The 17892-nt window shown below is 42.1% G+C and carries 17 protein-coding genes; 12 read left to right on the top strand and 5 right to left on the bottom strand.

From position 1 onward, the window contains the following. Positions 1-115 precede the first annotated feature (115 nt). From rmuC to hemB, 9 genes are all read left to right on the top strand, one after another. A complete protein-coding gene (gene rmuC / locus C0W29_RS16545; protein WP_036788470.1) occupies positions 116-1648 on the top strand; it encodes a DNA recombination protein RmuC in 1533 nt (510 codons plus the stop codon). A gap of 135 nt (positions 1649-1783) precedes the next feature. Continuing rightward, positions 1784-2539 carry a bifunctional demethylmenaquinone methyltransferase/2-methoxy-6-polyprenyl-1,4-benzoquinol methylase UbiE gene (gene ubiE / locus C0W29_RS16540; protein ID WP_036788469.1) on the top strand — a complete coding sequence of 252 codons (756 nt, stop codon included), beginning with the start codon at positions 1784-1786 and terminating at the stop codon, positions 2537-2539. A 7-nt stretch (positions 2540-2546) separates the two neighbouring features. Next, complete coding sequence (locus tag C0W29_RS16535; protein WP_036788467.1) at positions 2547-3149, top strand: ubiquinone biosynthesis accessory factor UbiJ; 603 nt, start codon at positions 2547-2549, stop codon at positions 3147-3149. A gap of 6 nt (positions 3150-3155) precedes the next feature. Next, the gene (gene ubiB / locus C0W29_RS16530; RefSeq protein ID WP_173425447.1) at positions 3156-4793 is read left to right on the top strand and encodes a ubiquinone biosynthesis regulatory protein kinase UbiB; all 1638 of its coding nucleotides are present in this window, start codon (positions 3156-3158) and stop codon (positions 4791-4793) included. An 83-nt stretch (positions 4794-4876) separates the two neighbouring features. Further along, positions 4877-5137 (top strand): Sec-independent protein translocase subunit TatA, encoded by a 261-nt coding sequence (gene tatA, locus C0W29_RS16525; protein WP_036788465.1) that lies wholly within the window; start codon positions 4877-4879, stop codon positions 5135-5137. 3 nt (positions 5138-5140) lie between these two features. Next, a complete protein-coding gene (gene tatB, locus C0W29_RS16520; protein WP_036788464.1) occupies positions 5141-5479 on the top strand; it encodes a Sec-independent protein translocase protein TatB in 339 nt (112 codons plus the stop codon). Between the two features lie 11 nt (positions 5480-5490). Beyond that, positions 5491-6282 carry a twin-arginine translocase subunit TatC gene (gene tatC / locus C0W29_RS16515; RefSeq protein ID WP_036788463.1) on the top strand — a complete coding sequence of 264 codons (792 nt, stop codon included), beginning with the start codon at positions 5491-5493 and terminating at the stop codon, positions 6280-6282. 144 nt (positions 6283-6426) lie between these two features. Next, entirely contained in the window at positions 6427-7206 is a 780-nt protein-coding gene (locus C0W29_RS16510; RefSeq protein WP_036788462.1) for a TatD family hydrolase, read from the top strand. Positions 7207-7265: 59 nt separating this feature from the next. Continuing rightward, positions 7266-8306, top strand: a complete 1041-nt coding sequence (gene hemB / locus C0W29_RS16505) for a porphobilinogen synthase (RefSeq protein ID WP_036788461.1) — start codon at positions 7266-7268, stop codon at positions 8304-8306. Between the two features lie 59 nt (positions 8307-8365). Here the strand turns inward: hemB and asnC are convergent, their stop codons facing one another. Then, positions 8366-8827 (bottom strand): transcriptional regulator AsnC, encoded by a 462-nt coding sequence (gene asnC / locus C0W29_RS16500; protein WP_036788460.1) that lies wholly within the window; start codon positions 8825-8827, stop codon positions 8366-8368. 176 nt (positions 8828-9003) lie between these two features. On the opposite strand from asnC, the gene C0W29_RS16495 reads away from it, so the two are divergent. Together C0W29_RS16495 and C0W29_RS16490 are read left to right on the top strand one after the other, a co-directional pair. Then, a complete protein-coding gene (locus C0W29_RS16495; protein ID WP_045044096.1) occupies positions 9004-9792 on the top strand; it encodes a class I SAM-dependent methyltransferase in 789 nt (262 codons plus the stop codon). 102 nt (positions 9793-9894) lie between these two features. Then, positions 9895-10362, top strand: a complete 468-nt coding sequence (locus tag C0W29_RS16490) for a hypothetical protein (protein ID WP_045044097.1) — start codon at positions 9895-9897, stop codon at positions 10360-10362. 339 nt (positions 10363-10701) lie between these two features. On the opposite strand, the gene C0W29_RS16485 is transcribed toward C0W29_RS16490, so the two are convergent. The 4 genes from C0W29_RS16485 to hemC are packed head-to-tail and all read right to left on the bottom strand — an operon-like array spanning position 10702 to position 14894. Continuing rightward, positions 10702-11889 (bottom strand): heme biosynthesis HemY N-terminal domain-containing protein, encoded by a 1188-nt coding sequence (locus C0W29_RS16485; protein WP_045045481.1) that lies wholly within the window; start codon positions 11887-11889, stop codon positions 10702-10704. After that, complete coding sequence (gene hemX / locus C0W29_RS16480; RefSeq protein ID WP_045045482.1) at positions 11889-13199, bottom strand: uroporphyrinogen-III C-methyltransferase; 1311 nt, start codon at positions 13197-13199, stop codon at positions 11889-11891. The genes C0W29_RS16485 and hemX overlap by 1 nt, the downstream gene beginning before the upstream one ends. Positions 13200-13212: 13 nt before the next feature. After that, the gene (locus C0W29_RS16475; RefSeq protein ID WP_045045483.1) at positions 13213-13962 is read right to left on the bottom strand and encodes a uroporphyrinogen-III synthase; all 750 of its coding nucleotides are present in this window, start codon (positions 13960-13962) and stop codon (positions 13213-13215) included. Then, positions 13962-14894 (bottom strand): hydroxymethylbilane synthase, encoded by a 933-nt coding sequence (hemC, locus tag C0W29_RS16470; RefSeq protein ID WP_045045501.1) that lies wholly within the window; start codon positions 14892-14894, stop codon positions 13962-13964. The genes C0W29_RS16475 and hemC overlap by 1 nt, the downstream gene beginning before the upstream one ends. Positions 14895-15291: 397 nt before the next feature. Between hemC and C0W29_RS16465 the strand changes: the two genes are divergently transcribed. Further along, positions 15292-17850, top strand: a complete 2559-nt coding sequence (locus tag C0W29_RS16465) for a class I adenylate cyclase (RefSeq protein WP_045043593.1) — start codon at positions 15292-15294, stop codon at positions 17848-17850. The last annotated feature ends 42 nt before the right edge of the window (positions 17851-17892 follow it).

Below are 17892 nucleotides of genomic sequence, written 5' to 3'. Positions count from 1 at the left end.
TGGGTGAAAACAATCAAATTCATACCAACAAATATTACTGAACTGGACATTTATCCAGTATCGACTTAGCCTTACAACAGAAATGGATTTGGTGGTTTTTTGTAGAGTATTTGATATGACGGAATGGTTGAGTGGCGGCATGATTTCACTGTTGGCAGCAATCTCTGGTGCTACGGTAGCGAGTGTTATTACCACGCTATGGTTAAAAGGACGTTTTGAGCAAACATTGCAGTTGCACCAACAGCAAGCGCAGGCTGATATACGTTTATTGCAGGTGCGTGAGCAGCAATTACAGCAGCAATTGGGTGAGCGTAATCAAGAGCTCGAGCAGATGGATGATGAGCGTGATCGTCTTACTCATGAAATTCGTCAATTGCACGGTAATTTATCTGCGGCGGTAGAAAAAATGCGTCATTTTGAAGCGCTTCAAAATGAAAAACAGTATTTATCCGAGCAGTTAGATAACTTACGGGTAATGAACGCTGGTCTTGAAGCTGATTTACGTGAGCAAGATGCGCGTCATTTTGAAGAACAAAAATCAGCAGAAGAAAAAATTCAGTTATTAGGAAATGCCGAAGAGCGGTTACGAATTCAATTTGAAAGCCTTGCGAATAAATTGTTTGACCATAAAACCCGTACCGTTGATGAGCAGAATAAAATCAGTTTAGAAAGTTTACTGACGCCCCTTAAAGAGCAATTGGAAAGCTTTAAAAAGCAGGTTAATGATAATTTTACTCAAGAATCTCGTGAACGCCATACTCTGGTACATCAGATTAATCATCTAAAACAACTCAATGAACAAATGGCGCAGGAAGCCGTTAACCTCACTCAAGCCCTTAAAGGGGATAATAAAGCCCAAGGTAATTGGGGCGAAGTCGTGTTAGCGCGAGTGTTAACGGAGTCCGGTTTACGTGAAGGTCACGAATATCAAACCCAAGTTAGCCTTGAAAATGAAGACGGCAAACGTTATCAGCCTGATGTGGTAGTGCATTTACCGCAACAAAAAGATGTGGTGGTTGATGCCAAGATGTCATTGGTGGCTTATGAGCGGTTTTTTAATGCTGAAACAGTGGCAGATCGAGAATTAGCGATGGGGGAGCATATTGCTTCTATGCGGGCTCATATGCGAGGTTTAAGCCGTAAAGATTATCATCAGCTACATGGTGTCCAAAGTCTGGATTATGTGTTGATGTTTATTCCGGTTGAACCGGCCTTTCAAGCTGCAATTGCGGCTGATCCTAAGCTTATCCGGGATGCGATGGATCTCAATATTATGTTGGTAAGTCCAACGACATTGCTGGTGGCACTACGGACGATTAATAATTTATGGCGCAATGAGCACCAAAATCAAAATGCCAAAGAAATTGCCGAGCGCGCAGGCAAACTGTACGACAAATTGCGTTTGTTTGTGACTGATATGGAAGGATTAGGCTCCTCATTAGATAAAGCAAATCAGAGTTATCATAGTGCAATGAATAAGTTAGCTAGCGGACGTGGCAATGTCATTCGTCAAGCAGAAAGCTTTAAGCTATTAGGTGTGGAGGTGAAGCGTGATATCAGTCCACAATTGGTTGAAAAATCGCAATCGCAACTGCATGATACGAGAGGTTTTTCACATATAACCTCTGCAACAGAGAGTGATTTGTAGCGCTTAAAGAGTAAACCACTTTGAGCAAACGACAACCATCAAGTACACTAAGCCAGTTGAATAAATGAATTTAATCCCCGTCAGCTATTTTATTGTAACAATAGAATGAGCGCGAGGACACATAACGGATTGAGCATGACGGATACCACACAAGACACTACTCACTTTGGCTTTCGTACCGTGGCCAAAGATGAAAAAGCAACCATGGTTGCTGAAGTATTCCATTCAGTAGCTGCAAAGTACGACATTATGAATGACTTAATGTCGATGGGTATTCATCGCGTATGGAAGCGGTTTACGATTGACTGCAGTGGTGTTCGCCGTGGTCAACGCGTGCTTGATTTAGGCGGTGGTACTGGGGATTTAACGGCTAAGTTTTCTCGTATTGTGGGTGATAGTGGCCAAGTTATTCTAGCTGATATCAATAACTCAATGTTAAAAGTTGGCCGTAGTAAGCTGCGTGATAGTGGTATTGTTGGTAACGTTGGTTACGTGCAAGCAAATGCTGAGGAATTGCCTTTTCCTGATAATTATTTTGATTGTATTACGATTAGCTTCTGTTTACGTAACGTTACTGATAAAGAGCAAGCATTGCGCTCGATGTACCGCGTTTTAAAACCCGGTGGACGCTTGCTAGTGTTGGAGTTTTCAAAGCCGATTTTAGAACCATTATCAAAAATATATGACGCTTACTCATTCCACTTATTGCCAAAAATCGGTGAAATCATTGCTCATGATAGTGAAAGTTATCGTTATTTAGCTGAATCTATTCGTATGCACCCTGATCAGCCAACCTTACAAGGCATGATGGATGACGCTGGTTTTGATCAGACTAGCTATTACAATTTAACTGGCGGTATTGTTGCTTTGCACCGTGGTTATAAGTTCTGAGGTCAATATGCCAATAGATGCGTTTGTTACTGGCGCGATAGAAACGGCGCTTAATCAGTTAGTAAAAGACGATGCTGATAGTCAGCGTCGTTTATCGCGTTTACGCGGTAAAGTGATCAGCGTGACGTTAAATGAATTTGGCAAAACGCTCTATTTTATTTTTAGCCAACAGATTGATGTATTAGCTGTTTATGAGGGTGATGTTGATTGCCAATTGGCACTTAACTTAACCGTGCTACCAGAATTGCGTCAACAAGCTAATGTGACGCAGTTAATTAAAGCCGACAAGTTAGCGCTTGATGGCGACTTACAATTAGCGCAGCATTTCTCAAGTTTGTTGAGTGGCCTTAAGCCCGATCTTGAAGAAAAGTTATCTCATTATAGTGGTGATGTTGTTGCTCATACGGTAGTAAGCAGCGTTAAATCGAGTGGTCAATTTCTTCAACAACGACTACTTAAACGCCAGCAAAATTTAGCTCAAACGCTAACGGAAGAGTGGCGATTATTACCACAGCCATTAGAAATAGCGTATTTTGCTGATCAAGTTGATGACTTGAAATCCGATGTTGCCTGTTTTGAGGCCCGATTAAATCAGTTACTTGAGCGATAAATAGCCATGATGACTATTCGTGAATTCAAACGTCTTTACCGTATTATTGAAGTGCAATTGCGTTACGGTTTGGATGATTTTATTCCGCAAGACCCACGCTCTGAATTGCCAAAAAAATTACGTAAATCGTTATTTTGGATTAAAAATGAGTATCCCGACAAACCATTAGGTGAGCGGTTACGGTTAGCGTTACAAGAACTTGGACCGGTATGGATCAAGTTTGGCCAAATGATGTCGACTCGGCGTGATTTGTTTCCACCCCATATCGCCGATCAATTAGCATTACTGCAAGATCAGGTAGCGCCGTTTGATGGCCAATTAGCCAAACGCACTATTGAAGCATCATTAGGTGGGCCGATAGAACAATGGTTTGATGATTTTGATGAGGTGGCGTTAGCGTCAGCATCAATAGCACAAGTACATACTGCAACCATGAAAGAAAATGGTCGTGAAATTGTATTTAAAGTTATTCGACCAGATATAAAGCCGATCATTGAAGCTGATATAAAGCTGATGTATCGAATGGCGGAGATAGTTTCTCGGTTACAGCCTGAAGCGCGTCGCTTACGCCCCGTTGAAGTGGTAAGGGAATATGAAAAGACCTTACTTGATGAACTGGACTTAATGCGTGAGGCTGCGAATGGGATTCAACTTCGACGTAATTTCGAAGGTGATGACTCGCTATACGTACCAGAAGTCTTCACTGATTACAGTAGTGTTAATCTGCTTGTCATGGAACGCATATACGGTATTCAGGTTTCAGACCTTGATGCATTAAAAGCCAATGGCACTGATTTGAAATTATTATCGGAAAATGCGGTAAATATATTCTTTACACAGGTATTCCGTGATAGTTTCTTCCACGCCGACATGCACCCAGGGAATATTTTTGTTTCTTATGAGCATCCACATGATCCACAATGGATTGCGTTGGACTGTGGTATTGTCGGCACGCTTAATCGTGAAGACAAACGTTACTTAGCTGAAAACTTACTGGCTTTCTTTAATCGTGATTATCGAAAGGTAGCAGAATTACACGTTGATTCTGGCTGGGTACCCGCTGACACCAATATTGATGCGTTTGAAGTTGCGATTCGTACGGTGTGCGAACCGATTTTTGAAAAACCATTATGTGAAATATCATTTGGTCACGTATTGCTTAATTTATTCAATACCGCGCGTCGATTCAATATGGAAGTGCAGCCGCAATTAGTGCTGTTACAAAAGACCTTACTTTATGTTGAGGGTCTTGGACGGCAGTTGTATCCACAGCTAGATCTGTGGGCAACGGCAAAACCGTTTTTAGAAGATTGGATGTCTCGCCAAGTCGGACCGCAAGCAATTATTGAAGCGGTAAAGAGTAAAGCACCATTTTGGGCTGAAAAGTTACCCGAATTACCTGAATTACTTTACGACAGTTTGCGCCAAGGCAAGGTTATGAACCAGCGACTCGATACACTCTATGATAATTTCATGGATAGTCGGCGTAACCAAGGTAAGGCAAGATTTTATTTTGGTATTGGTGCCACCATGATGGTGTGTGCTGCCATACTTTTTGGTGATCATGTTACCACCTATCCTGCTATTGCAGCTGGAGCAGGAGCGGTATTTTGGTTGCTGGGATGGCGAGCCTGTCGAAAATAATCGATTTAGGTTTCGCCTATACTTATAGTTGCGTTTAACAACGCACTCCGTTATTAACCACATAAAGCTGAGGTAAAATAAGCATGGGTGGTATCAGTATCTGGCAATTGCTAATTATTGCACTGATCATTGTTCTGTTGTTCGGAACTAAGAAGTTACGCACATTGGGTGGCGACTTAGGTTCTGCTGTTAAGGGTTTCAAAAAAGCGATTGGTGATGAAGATTCAGCACCTGCAGCTAAGAAAGAAACACCTGACGCAGATTTTGAGCAGAAGAAAATTGCGGATGAGCAGCAAGCCGCTGATCAGACTAAAACGAGTCAAAAAGACAAAGAGCAGGTTTAAGACGTGTTTGATATCGGGTTCTGGGAGTTAGTGCTGATCTCCGTGGTGGGATTAGTAGTACTGGGGCCGGAACGTCTACCCGTTGCGATACGTACTGTATCGCAGTGGATAGGCGCTGCCCGTAATATGGCAAACTCAGTCAAAGATGAGTTGGCTCAGGAACTGAAAATTCAGGAACTGCAAGCCAATTTAAAAAAAGCTGAGCAAATGGGAATGAAGGACATCGCGCCTGAATTGCAAGAGTCGGTTGATGAACTTAAAAAAGTCGCTTCTGATGTGCAACGTCCCTATGCTGATAAAAGCGAGCAACCCTCAGCAACGACTTCTAATAAGCAGGAATAAATTACATCACTATGTCGACTGTCGAAGATTCGCAGCCGTTATTCAGCCATTTACTTGAGCTGCGTACACGGATCCTGCGCTCTCTCATCAGCGTGCTGGTGGTTTTTGTCTGTATAGTTTGGTTTTCGAAAGACATTTACGCTTTTGTAGCTGCACCTTTGGTTGAACGTATGCCAATTGGTGCCACTATGATTGCAACAGATGTTGCGTCACCGTTCTTTACACCGATAAAACTCACTTTAGTTACCGCTGTGTTTATTGCTGTGCCAATGATTTTGTATCAACTGTGGGCTTTTGTAGCGCCAGGATTATACAAGCATGAACGTAAGCTTATTATGCCATTACTGGTTTCCAGCTCATTGCTGTTTTATGCCGGTGTTGCGTTTGCTTATTTTGTTGTGTTTCCATTGGTGTTTAAATTCTTTACCAGCGTCGCTCCGCAAGGGGTTGAAGTTGCAACAGATATTTCAAGTTATCTCGATTTTGTACTGTCGCTATTTATGGCGTTTGGTATTGCATTTGAGATTCCAGTAGCAATTATTCTGTTGTGTTGGACCGGTGCTACCGATCCTGAAACATTACGCAGTAAACGCCCATATATTATCGTGGCAGCGTTTGTGGTTGGTATGTTGTTAACACCGCCTGATATTTTATCTCAGACTTTGTTAGCGGTACCAATGTGTTTGTTATTTGAAGTCGGTTTATTCTTCTCACGTTTTTACATTCGTAAAGATGATGAAGATGGATATGACGAAGATAACGAAGATGAACCGCAAGACGTAAAGAGCATCAGCAAAGAATAGGGTTTTAACCCCTGTGATGATGAAAAAAACCGACATTAGTGTCGGTTTTTTTATAGCTGTAATAATGTGATTCTTACATAGTCAGTCAATATTGAGCTCGATATACTGCTGAGTATGCTTGTTCATTAGTCGATGAGAAAATAAATGATAGATATTGGCGTTAACCTTACCAATAGTCGGTTTGATAAAGATCGTGCCGATGTGATTGCGCGCGCCCAAGCTGTTGGCGTTAAAGGGCTGGTCATCACTGGTACTAGTATCGAAGAAAGTATTGCCGCTCAACAACTGGCTCAGCAATGGCCTGATTATTGTTATAGCACTGCAGGTGTTCATCCACATGATGCCAAATCGGTAATAGATCTCGCCTTACCTCAAATTCGTGCTTTAGCGCAATTACCCGAGGTGGTTGCGATCGGTGAATGTGGCTTGGATTTTAATCGTGATTTTTCACCACGTCCGCAGCAAGAAGCGGTATTTGAAGCGCAATTAGCGTTAGCAGCTGAACTTAATTTACCTGTGTTTATGCATTGTCGTGATGCTCATGAGCGTTTTTTAGCGATTCTAAAACCATGGCGCGATAAATTACCAGCGGCGGTCTTACATTGCTTTACGGGCTCACAACAAGAACTGCATGATTGTCTAGCGCTTGATGTACATATTGGTATTACCGGTTGGATTTGTGATGAACGCCGTGGCACTGAATTGCGCCAGATTGTTAAAGATATTCCTAGTCAACGGTTAATGATTGAAACCGATTGTCCTTATTTATTGCCGCGAGATTACCGCCCAAAGCCGAAATCTAGTCGTAATGAACCGTTGTATTTGCCTCATATTGCACAGGTTATTGCTGAGTGCCGTGGTGAGTCTGCGACTCAAGTTGTCAATAATTCTTACCAAGTGAGCCAAGCTTTTTTTGCAATTTAATCCCACCCTAGTGATGTGAGTGATATTATCAATACCCATTAACCAGTAAGGAGTTTACCGTGTCTGTATCTATTCAAGGTGCTTTTCCTGGACGTCGTATGCGTCGGGTTCGTAAGCATGATTTTAGTCGTCGTTTGATGGCGGAAAACCAGGTATCTGTTAATGATCTTATTTATCCGATGTTTGTCCTTGAAGGCACTAATCGTCGCGAGAGTGTTACTTCTATGCCGGGTATTGAGCGCTTATCAATTGATTTACTGTTAGAAGAAGCGGCTTATATTGCCAGTCTTGGTGTACCTGCGATTGCGTTATTTCCAGTGGTATCACAACAGTTTAAATCTGAATTAGCGGAAGAAGCATATAACGTTGATGGTTTAGTACAAACCGCGGTACGTGCTTTAAAAGCGCATGTACCTGAGTTAGGTGTGATCACTGATGTTGCCTTAGATCCGTTCACGGTTCATGGTCAAGACGGTATCATTGATGATGAAGGCTACGTGCTTAACGATATCACTACTGATATTTTGATCAAACAAGCATTATCGCATGCAGATGCGGGGGCGGATGTTATTGCTCCTTCCGATATGATGGATGGTCGTATTGGTGCTATCCGTGAAGCACTTGAGCAAGCGGGTCATATTAATACGCAAATTATGGCTTACTCAGCTAAATATGCGTCGAATTACTATGGTCCGTTTCGTGATGCTGTCGGTTCAACGGGTAATCTTAAAGGTGGCGATAAGAAAACGTATCAGATGGATCCTGCCAATAGTGATGAAGCTTTGCATGAAGTGGCAATGGACATCAGTGAAGGTGCTGATATGGTGATGGTGAAACCGGGAATGCCATATTTAGATGTGGTACGTCGCGTGAAAACTGAACTGCAAGTTCCTACTTATGCTTATCAAGTGTCAGGTGAATATGCAATGCACATGGCAGCATTCCAAAACGGTTGGCTTAAAGAGCGTGAAACGGTAATGGAATCATTAATGTGCTTTAAGCGTGCTGGTGCTGATGGGGTGTTAACCTATTTTGCCAAAACTGTCGCTGAATGGTTAGCAGCAGAAGCCGCTGAGCGGGCGCTACATTTAAAAAAATAATCATGATGTAATGTGATAAGAAGCGAGCTTGAGCTCGCTTTTTTTATGGCCAATTATCGCTAAGGCTTAACGTTTCTATTGATTGGGTTTTGGAGCGAAATTAAGGTTTCGGTTGATTGTACTTCCTCAATCGCTTGTAGTTTATTGATCAATACATGCTGTAATTCTTCGATTGAATGACACATCAACTTTACAAAAATATTGTAAGCACCTGTGGTGTAATAAGCTTCTACTACTTCATCAAGCTGATTAAGTTTTTCAAGTGCAGAGTGATAATCACGTGCAGCATAAAGATTGATACCAATAAAACAGCACACGTCGTAGCCCAATAGTTTTGGATTAACGATTACCTCGGTGCCCGTAATTATTTGCGAGGTACGCATTTTTTCAACCCTAACATGTACTGTCGCTGGGCTAACATTAAACCGTTTTGCCATTTCAGCGTAGGGCACTCGTGCATCTGTCATTAACGCGTTGAGAATATCGCGATCTAAATCATCGATACGAACAGCTACATTCATCACAATTCCTTTCGGCAAGCTAAGTTATTCGCATGCTGCGACCTTGGGCTATCTTATCCTTATGTTAGGTTGTGATACCAGAGCCAAGCTTGATTTGTGGTGCTATAATTCGCCACCCATAGCTTCTATTTCCTTTTGTTGAGCGAAATAGATATTGTTTGATACCGGAGAATGCAGTGCAACTAGCCTTACTTTGTGAAGTGCCTCAACGTCAGTCTGAATTAGATCAACTCGCCGCCCGCTGGGGATTGACGCATGATGAGCATAGTTGTTTTGCGTTAGTATTAACCGCTAATCAGTTAGAGTTGCGTAAGCTGGATGAACCTAAGCTTGGCGCTGTTTTTGTTGATCTGGCGAGTGGTGCGGTAGCACATCGACGTAAATTTGGTGGTGGTCGTGGTCAAGCAATTGCCAAAGCGGTTGGTTTAAAAAATGGTATTACGCCGACAGTGCTCGATGCGACGGCAGGTTTAGGACGTGATGCGTTTGTATTAGCGTCATTGGGGTGTAAAGTGCAATTGGTTGAGCGTCATCCAGTGGTGGCCGCATTACTGGATGATGGTTTAGCCCGTGCTAAAGCCGATCCTGAAATTGGTCATTGGGTCAGTGAGCGGATGCAGTTATTACATGCATCGAGTCAAGATGCTTTATTGCAGTTAGCCGCGGATAAAGATTTTGTTGCTCCGGAAGTGATTTATTTAGATCCGATGTACCCGCATAAAAAGAAATCAGCATTGGTAAAAAAAGAAATGCGCGTTTTCCAAACTTTAGTCGGTGCCGATTTAGATGCTGATGAATTGTTTGCGCCAGCTTATGCATTAGCAACTAAGCGCATTGTGGTTAAGCGCCCGGATTATGCTGAGTTTTTAGCAAATGCGAAGCCTTCGATGGCAATTGAAACCAAGAAAAACCGTTTTGATATCTATGTGAAAGCCGGTATGAAAACGAATGATATCCAAAAATAAAAAGTTACACATTTGACGCTGAACAATACATTCATTACTGGAATTACGAATCATTATCGTTTAATGTCGTAATTCTGGTGAGTCTTGAGTGAGGATGTGTTGATGGTGAAGTCGTTGTGTAAGTATCGTCGTGCCGAAATTGCCGATCAATTTGCGACGATCACTAAAATTGTCAGTGAGCCAAAATTTATTTGTGCTAGCTGTACGCGGGTTGCGAGTGATAAAGACTACTTATGTAAACCGAGTAGCTTAACCAATGCCATTGCTCCCCAAATAGTGCCACCACCACCTCCTGTGATGACATTAGCGGCATCAGCGTCGCCTGCTCCTACGATGATGAACGTCCATAGTTTGCCAATGCCAACAGCTGTTGGTCAAAGTCGAATTGAGATGGTTACTGTGGTTGAGCAAACAGAGGTGATTGAGCAACCTGATGAATTGCTAAAGCAGACCGAAAAACTTAAGAAATTAGCCAAGAAGAAAACTAAACAATTAAAAAAAGCCGCTAAAGCGGTGAAAAAGTTTGATGAACAATTACGTAAAACTAAGCAGGCTTTGGGATTAACATAGTCGCTTATTACCAAATAACACCTATAAAAAAGCCTCCAATTAGGAGGCTTTTTTATAGGTGTTCATTAATCAGCGTGTTTAATTAATACAGCCATCATTACGCCAACAATCACCGACACCATAATACCTGAAACAATCAGCCAAGGAAGCATATCCATAACAGTTATCCAAATGTTAAATAAAAAGGGCAGAGTGGCTATTGAAACGTGTTTATGGCTTAGGAGCAATGGGGCAGATATACCTTGCAATGGCTGTTTACATTCAGAAACATGTTAATGCTAAAACTGTTATCCAGACGAAAAAAAAGCGCCATCAAGGCGCTTTTTTCAGACTTAAAACTTAGGCTTGATCGGGTTTTGCTAGTTGCAGAGCTTGACGCGAAACTTCCGCTGCGGCTTGCTTATCGCCAAGTTGTTCAAGAGTAGCAACAAGGTGGGCGTAATCTGTCACATCGGGACGTATTGCAACGGCTTTTTCTAAGTGATCCTTCGCTGGTTGCCATTGATTATCAGCCATTAGCATTTGCCCTAATGCACTTTGTAATGCTGGGTTATTGCTATTGTTGGCTAATAAATCTTGTAGGCTAACAATGGCTGGGTGGCGATCTGGCAGGGTTAATTGTGGCATTAAGCTAATTAAGCTTTGATCTGGGTTTTTCTTAATAGCATCACGCAATATTGGAAATGCATCAGAATCAGCATGACGAATAATCATCTGCTTAACAAAACACGCCACTAAGGCTGGGTTGTGCTTATCTTTACGGCTGATGCTATTCCAGTAACCGATTAAGCCATCACTGCCGTTTTGTTGGCTTAAGTGATGCATTTGACCACACTGTGCTTGGACATCTAATTGTGCGGCTTCGTCTGCTGTGATCACGTTTGCTTTGGTTAATTGGGGCAACAGTGCTTGGAGCGCTTTCCAATCTTCTAGTTGTAAATAACACTGCTTTAATAAACTCAGTATCATTGGATTACGTGGGCTATTTGGCTGTACGTCTTGCAAGGTTGCTAACGCTTGTTCAAATTGCTGTTGGCGAATTTGAAGCTTAGCGCGCGTCAGTGATACCGCAAGGTTTTCAGTATCTTGCTCTGCGGCTAGTTGTAAATATTGATCACGTTGTTGGGTTTTACCTAGCCCTTGTGCTGCTTCCGCTGCTGCTAGGTAATTTAAAATCGGTGCATCGCTGTATTTTGCTGATTTAGAAAGCATTTTTTCAGCAGATTTCCAATCGCCTTCAGCAACTTTTAATAACCCTTCAGCGGTGTTGCGGCGTGCTTTGCGTACTTGGCGACCACTAAACCAACCACGGGTTGAGCTACCAAAAGAAAACAACCGACGCAGAATGAACTCAAGTACAAAAAAGATCGCGACGATGGCAATCGCCACAATAATAAGTGTGGTTAAACTCATTTCGATGGTTTGATTGGCAAACGAGATCAACACATAGCCTTGATGACCAGCAAGATCGGGGCTGACAATGATACCGGCAATCAGAGCGATGACCAATAACAACAATTTAATCATTATTTGGTTTCCTCTTTAGTTGTGGTTGAGTAACTAACAACCGCTTTGTTATTTGTATCGGTATTTGCAGGTGTTGCTGTTTGTTTGATGAGTTTTTTAACCGGCTCTTTTACAGCTGGTACCACAACTTTAATTGCTGGTTTGTCAGCTTTAAGTTGAGACTCGTTAGTTTTAACGGCAACTGGCTCATTGATTGCTGTCATTTTATTGCGCAATACTTGATTAACTAATTTGGTGATCAGTGCTTGTGATTGCAATTTCGCTGGGTAATCCACTGCTACATTTTGTTGCTCTAGTTGTTGCAAGCCAGCAATAAAGCTTTGGGTTTTCGGTGATGATAAGTTGTAGTACTGTTGCGCCCATTTAATCGCGGTTGCAATCGACTCACGGTAGATTTGGCCTTGATCGCGGTACACTGCTGAGATAGCAGTTTCGAGCTTATTCTTGATGTTTTGTTGGAGATAGAAATCTTGTTGTGGTGATAGTAAAGGAACCACGCTGCCATCACGCTTACGATAAGTAATGAAATGCTCACTAAAGTTCTTCAATGAGGTCATTAAGTTATCTTTCCAGTCATTGACTGATTGGCTCACAGTTGGGTTCTGTTGTGGCTCTGCTTTTGCTAGTACCGCATTGGCTAATGGTAGGTTATCAATACTGTTTTCAAGACTGTTAAGACGCAATACGATACCGTCACGATCAACGACAGTGATTGATTTTAATGCGGTAATGTCATTGCTCATTGCTTGACGTAGGCCTTTAAGGCTTGGGTCATTAAGCTCTGCAATACGGTGATCTGCTGCTTCTAATAATAAGGTTGCACTGGTAACGTCATGTTCTAACCATAACTTACGTCCTGCCATTTTAACTAAGTAGTCAGCTTCCGCTAATAACCAATCGTTAGGCTCTTGGCCTTTTAAGTCAGCAATTGCGGTTTGAATAGAGTCAATTGATTTTTGCTGTTGGCTAATGCCTTGCTCAACACTACGTTGTGTGGTGCGAAGTTCATTATTAACCATGCCGAGGGTTTGCTGTTGATCGGCTTTTAGGGCAGCTTTCATCGTCGCTATTTGTTGTTGTAAGGCGGCAATTTGCTGTTGTTGTTGTAGACCTTGCTGATGACCGTGATAGTAAAGACCACCACCAAGTGCCAATACTAGTGCAATCGCAACCCAACCGGTTTTGCTACCTGATTTTTTTTGTTTAGTGGCTGGTGGTGCTGTTTTGGTCGTTTTTGAAGCAGTAACCGCAGGCTTATCTTTAATTGATGGCGCTGCAGTTGGGTTTGTGTTGGTTGTTTTGTCTGTCATCCTAATTATTCCGTTAGCTTACGTTGCTTTTTAGGAACGTGAATAACGCCTGATTAGCAGCGCTCCCCACGGTGGAAATATGTCTGTAGCCAAGCGTTGATGCTCGGTCTGCGACGCGTTGACTTGGTACGAAAAGGTGGCAATTATAAAGCCAAGTCAAATTCTCAGTTGGGATCAATCCCGTTAAGTATATTAACTGTTCACTACTTGTGACAACTAGAGCCTGTATTTGCTGTTGTTGCCACTGTTGGACTAATTGTGTTGCATCGAGATCAAGCCAGCAGCGTTGATAAGTTTCACAATAACTGACTTGGGCATGGCGAGCGGTTAATGCTTGATAGATTAATTCGCGTCCACCATTACCTCGTAAGATTAATACCCTACGGTGGCGAATATTAGCAAGCTCAGGTAAGGCTAATAGCGCTTCACTATCATGGTTACCTTGGGGCGAGCTCACTGGTTGTTGACAGGCCTGGGCTAAAGCTGCAGCTGTCTTGTCGCCAACGGCTATATAATGCATGTTTTTTGGCCATTCTGCACCTTGTGAAATCAAGTAATCAGCTGCAAAACGTACCGCATGATAGCTAACTGCAATGATGTAGTCACCTTGTTGCAGTTGTTGAATTTGTTCTATTAATCTATTTATATGTTTCCCTTGCTGTACCTCAAGTAAAGGCTGAGCAATAGCGCTGATCGCCACTTGGTTAAGTTGTGCCACCAATTGATCGCACTCAGGTGCTGGACGGGTGATCAGCACTGCCATTAGGCGTTACCGTATAAACGGTCAAGAATGTCTTTGGCACCTTTGGCTAACAACTCATCAGCTAAGGTTTCACCTAATTGTTCTGCTGCTGCAATTGGGCCGCTAATTTCAGCGCGAATAATAATGCTACCATCAGGCTCGCCAACTAAAGCACGTAACCAAATGTTATCGCCTTGCAGTTCTGAATAACTCCCAATAGGCACTTGGCAACCACCTTGAAGACGGTTATTCATCGCGCGCTCACACAGGACGCGTGTCGCTGTCGGTTGATGATTAAGGGGAGCAAGTAGATCGCGCACACGCTGATCATTCAAACGGCATTCAATGCCGACAGCACCTTGACCTACCGCGGGTAAGCTAACTTCTGGAGCAATTTCACTGCGAATACGATCATTCATTTTAAGGCGTTTTAGACCTGCAGTCGCTAAAATGATGGCGTCATATTGGCCTTCATCAAGCTTGCGTAAACGAGTATTTACATTACCACGGAGGTCATTAACGATCAGATCTGGACGTTGAGATCGTAGTTGGCATTGGCGGCGTAAACTTGATGTTCCTACAATAGCCCCTAGAGGTAAGTCATCAATGGAGTCATAGTGATTAGACACAAATGCATCACGTGGGTCTTCACGTTCACAAATTGTCACTAAGCCGAGTCCTTCAGGAAACTCAACCGGTACATCTTTCATTGAGTGCACCGCAATATCTGCGCGACCTTCAAGCATTGCTACTTCAAGTTCTTTTACAAATAAGCCTTTACCGCCCACTTTTGCTAAGGGAGTGTCTAAAATAATGTCACCTTTTGTTACCATAGGTAGCAGTTCAACAACGAGCCCTGGATGAGCCAGTTCAAGTTCAGCTTTTACAAACTCTGCCTGCCACATGGCTAATGGGCTTTTACGTGTAGCAATGCGAATCGGTTGGGTTGTCATCATAGTAAAGAAGGTCCGTTAACCAAGGTTGTTATTTTTTATGCTTAGTATCGTACCACTACCTAAGCATGGATGATAATTCGTGTATTGCGGTTCCTGATTTCAAGCGTTATTGTGTAGTGAGCTACAATATAAATTGTGATATTTATCGCAATAAGTCGTTGATCAATTTCTAGTTACAGCACGATTAGTTGTTATTAGTTATGGCCGCGATTTAGAGTCTAATAATCACGGATGAATCACAGGCAGTTGTTACTGGGCAAGCTTGGCATTATCTTTACCGTAGGTATTAAAAATGATACATTGATCACGTTTCTTTCTCATTTTGAATAAAATTTACGCTATCTAATGTCAAACTGCGGGCCGCACTAACACTGCTAGCTCTTGGAAGAGTAATTTGCAAAATTATATCAAGACGCTAAAAGGTAGACTGGATTCGTTGACTGAGCTTCGCATTGAACGTGCACGCTTAGCAATGAATGAGCCGTCAATACAGGTTTTCGATCTGTTACCTGTCTTATTACATTATAACCACCCAGCTTTACCAGGATATCTTGATCAACAAGTGCCCCAGGGAATCGCGAATTTTATCGTTACCGAGGTACAACAGCAATTTGTTAATGATTGCGCTCGTGCTGCGATAATGCCGATTGATCCACTCTTGGTTGCTGACACTGACTGCCCGATTACTGGTCTTTACGCCATGGGTAGCACTTCTTCTATGGGACAAAGTCTCACCAGTGATCTTGATATTTGGGTTTGTATTCCAACCTCATTAAATCGTCATTGCCGTGAAGCATTAGATCGTAAATGTAGCTTAGTTTCTCAATGGGCGATGGAACAAGGGGTTGAAGCTAACTTCTTTTTGATCGATGAAAACCGTTTCCGCGACAATTTCTCTGAAGCCATGACCGGTGAAAACTGTGGCTCAAGTCAACATTTACTGTTACTCGATGAATTCTATCGTTCGGCAGTGTGTTTAGCAGGATTACCCTTATTATGGTTTATGGTGCCGCCAGAAATGGAAGAGTGCTATGACCAATATATCGATGATTTAGTTGCTAAAGGTTATATTCAACGCGACCAATGGATTGATTTTGGTGGCTTGATGCGTATTCCTGCAGAAGAATATTTCGGTTCCAGTTTATGGCAGTTATACAAAAGTATCGATTCCCCTTATAAATCGGTATTAAAAGCGATCCTACTTGAAGCCTATTCATGGGAATATCCTCACACTCAATTATTAAGTCTTGATGGTAAGCGCCGCTTCTTTGCTGAAGATCGCAGTGAATATTGCATGGATGCTTACTATTTAATGCTTGAAAAAGTGACCCGTTATTTAGAGCGTATTGATGATCATCGCCGTTTAGATTTAGTGCGGCGCTGTTTCTATCTTAAAACCCATGAGAAATTAACCCGTAAACCAGCATCGGGTTCAGTGGTTTGGCGTCGACGCGCACTGCAACATTTAACTGAGCAATGGCAATGGTCAACAGAGGTTATTGCTGAGCTTGATAATCGCCGTAATTGGAAAGTTGCCCAAGTTAAGCAAGCCCATAATGAGTTGCTTGATGCGTTGATGCTCAGTTACCGAAATTTAATTCGTTTTGCGCGTCGCAATGATATTACCTCGGCAATTAGCCCCGAAGATATCAGTATTCTGGCGCGTAAATTATATGCTGCGTTTGAGGTGCTTCCCGGTAAAGTAACATTATTAAATCCGCAAATATCACCGGATTTACATGAACCTGATCTGACTTTTATTCAAGTACCAGAAGGGCGAACGAATACCGCAGGTTGGTATTTATATAAACAACCTATTGAAGCGAAGTATATTTTAGGTCAGCCACCGTTAGAGCATAACCGTTACTTATCAAAGTTAGTTGCGTGGAGTTATTTTAATGGTTTGTTGACCGAATCGACCCACTTACATACCGTGGTTCGTAATGCTGATATGGATTTAGATAAGCTCTATCAACTGGTGAGTGATATTCGCAATACTTTTCCTATTCGTCGTCCACATCCCGGTTTGCAAGCATTATCAAGTCCGTGTGAAATTCGCCAATTAGGGTTATTTGTTAATTTAGAAAATGATCCTACGACGGAGCTAAAAAATCGCTCGGTTCGATTTGATTTTAAAACCACCGATATTTTCAGTTATGGCCCTGAGCAAAAGTGTCTCGTTGGCAGTGTTGATTTAGTTTATCGTAATTCGTGGAATGAAGTACGAACACTCAATTTTAGTGGCAATTATGCCATGCTTGATGCTCTGAAAACGATGTTGGGTAAAATGCACCACGATGCTATTCCACCAGAAGCGATTGATGTGTTTTGTTACAGCAAACATATGCGCGGTTTAATTCGTAATGTGGTGTATCAGTTGGTGGCTGAGTGTATTGAAATGCGGTTAAAACCGGTCGAAGAAGAAAAGCGACGTCGTTTTAAAGCGGTGCATATAGCTGATGAAACTTACGGGCTGTTTTTTGAACGACGTGGGGTTTCGGTACAGCGGCTGGAAAACTCAGTTGATTTTTACAGTTGTATTTCTTCAAATAAAGTCAGTGATATTCCGAAGGTTGTGATGGGGAAAACCGATGAACCGCATCCGCCTGAAATTGTCGATGCCTACGCCAGTGAAGGTTTGATTCAGTTCTTTTTTGAAGATTGTGACCAAGGGTTCAATATCTATATTCTCGATGAAACGAATCAAATGGAAGTCTATCGTCAGTGCAACGGTAATAAAGATGAAATGGTTCATGGCGTAAACCGTTTTTATACTTCATCGCAAGATCGTTTTAGTTATAGTGCTAATTTTATCAATTTTAATTTACCTCAGTTTTACGATATTGCTCATAATGACAAAGGTGAATTACAAGTATTACCGTTTAAAAGTGGTCAAGTAACTCGTCGTAATGATAAGACGACAGTGATAAACAACGGTATTAATCTTAATTAATACTATTGATAATGGTGAACTTAGAAAAAAGCCTTCACAAAA

The sequence above is a fragment of the Photobacterium kishitanii genome (assembly GCF_003026355.1).
In the GTDB taxonomy this organism is placed as follows: Bacteria; Pseudomonadota; Gammaproteobacteria; order Enterobacterales; family Vibrionaceae; genus Photobacterium; species Photobacterium kishitanii.
Note: the sequence above shows the minus strand (reverse complement) of the source record. Positions and strands in the feature narration are given on the sequence as shown.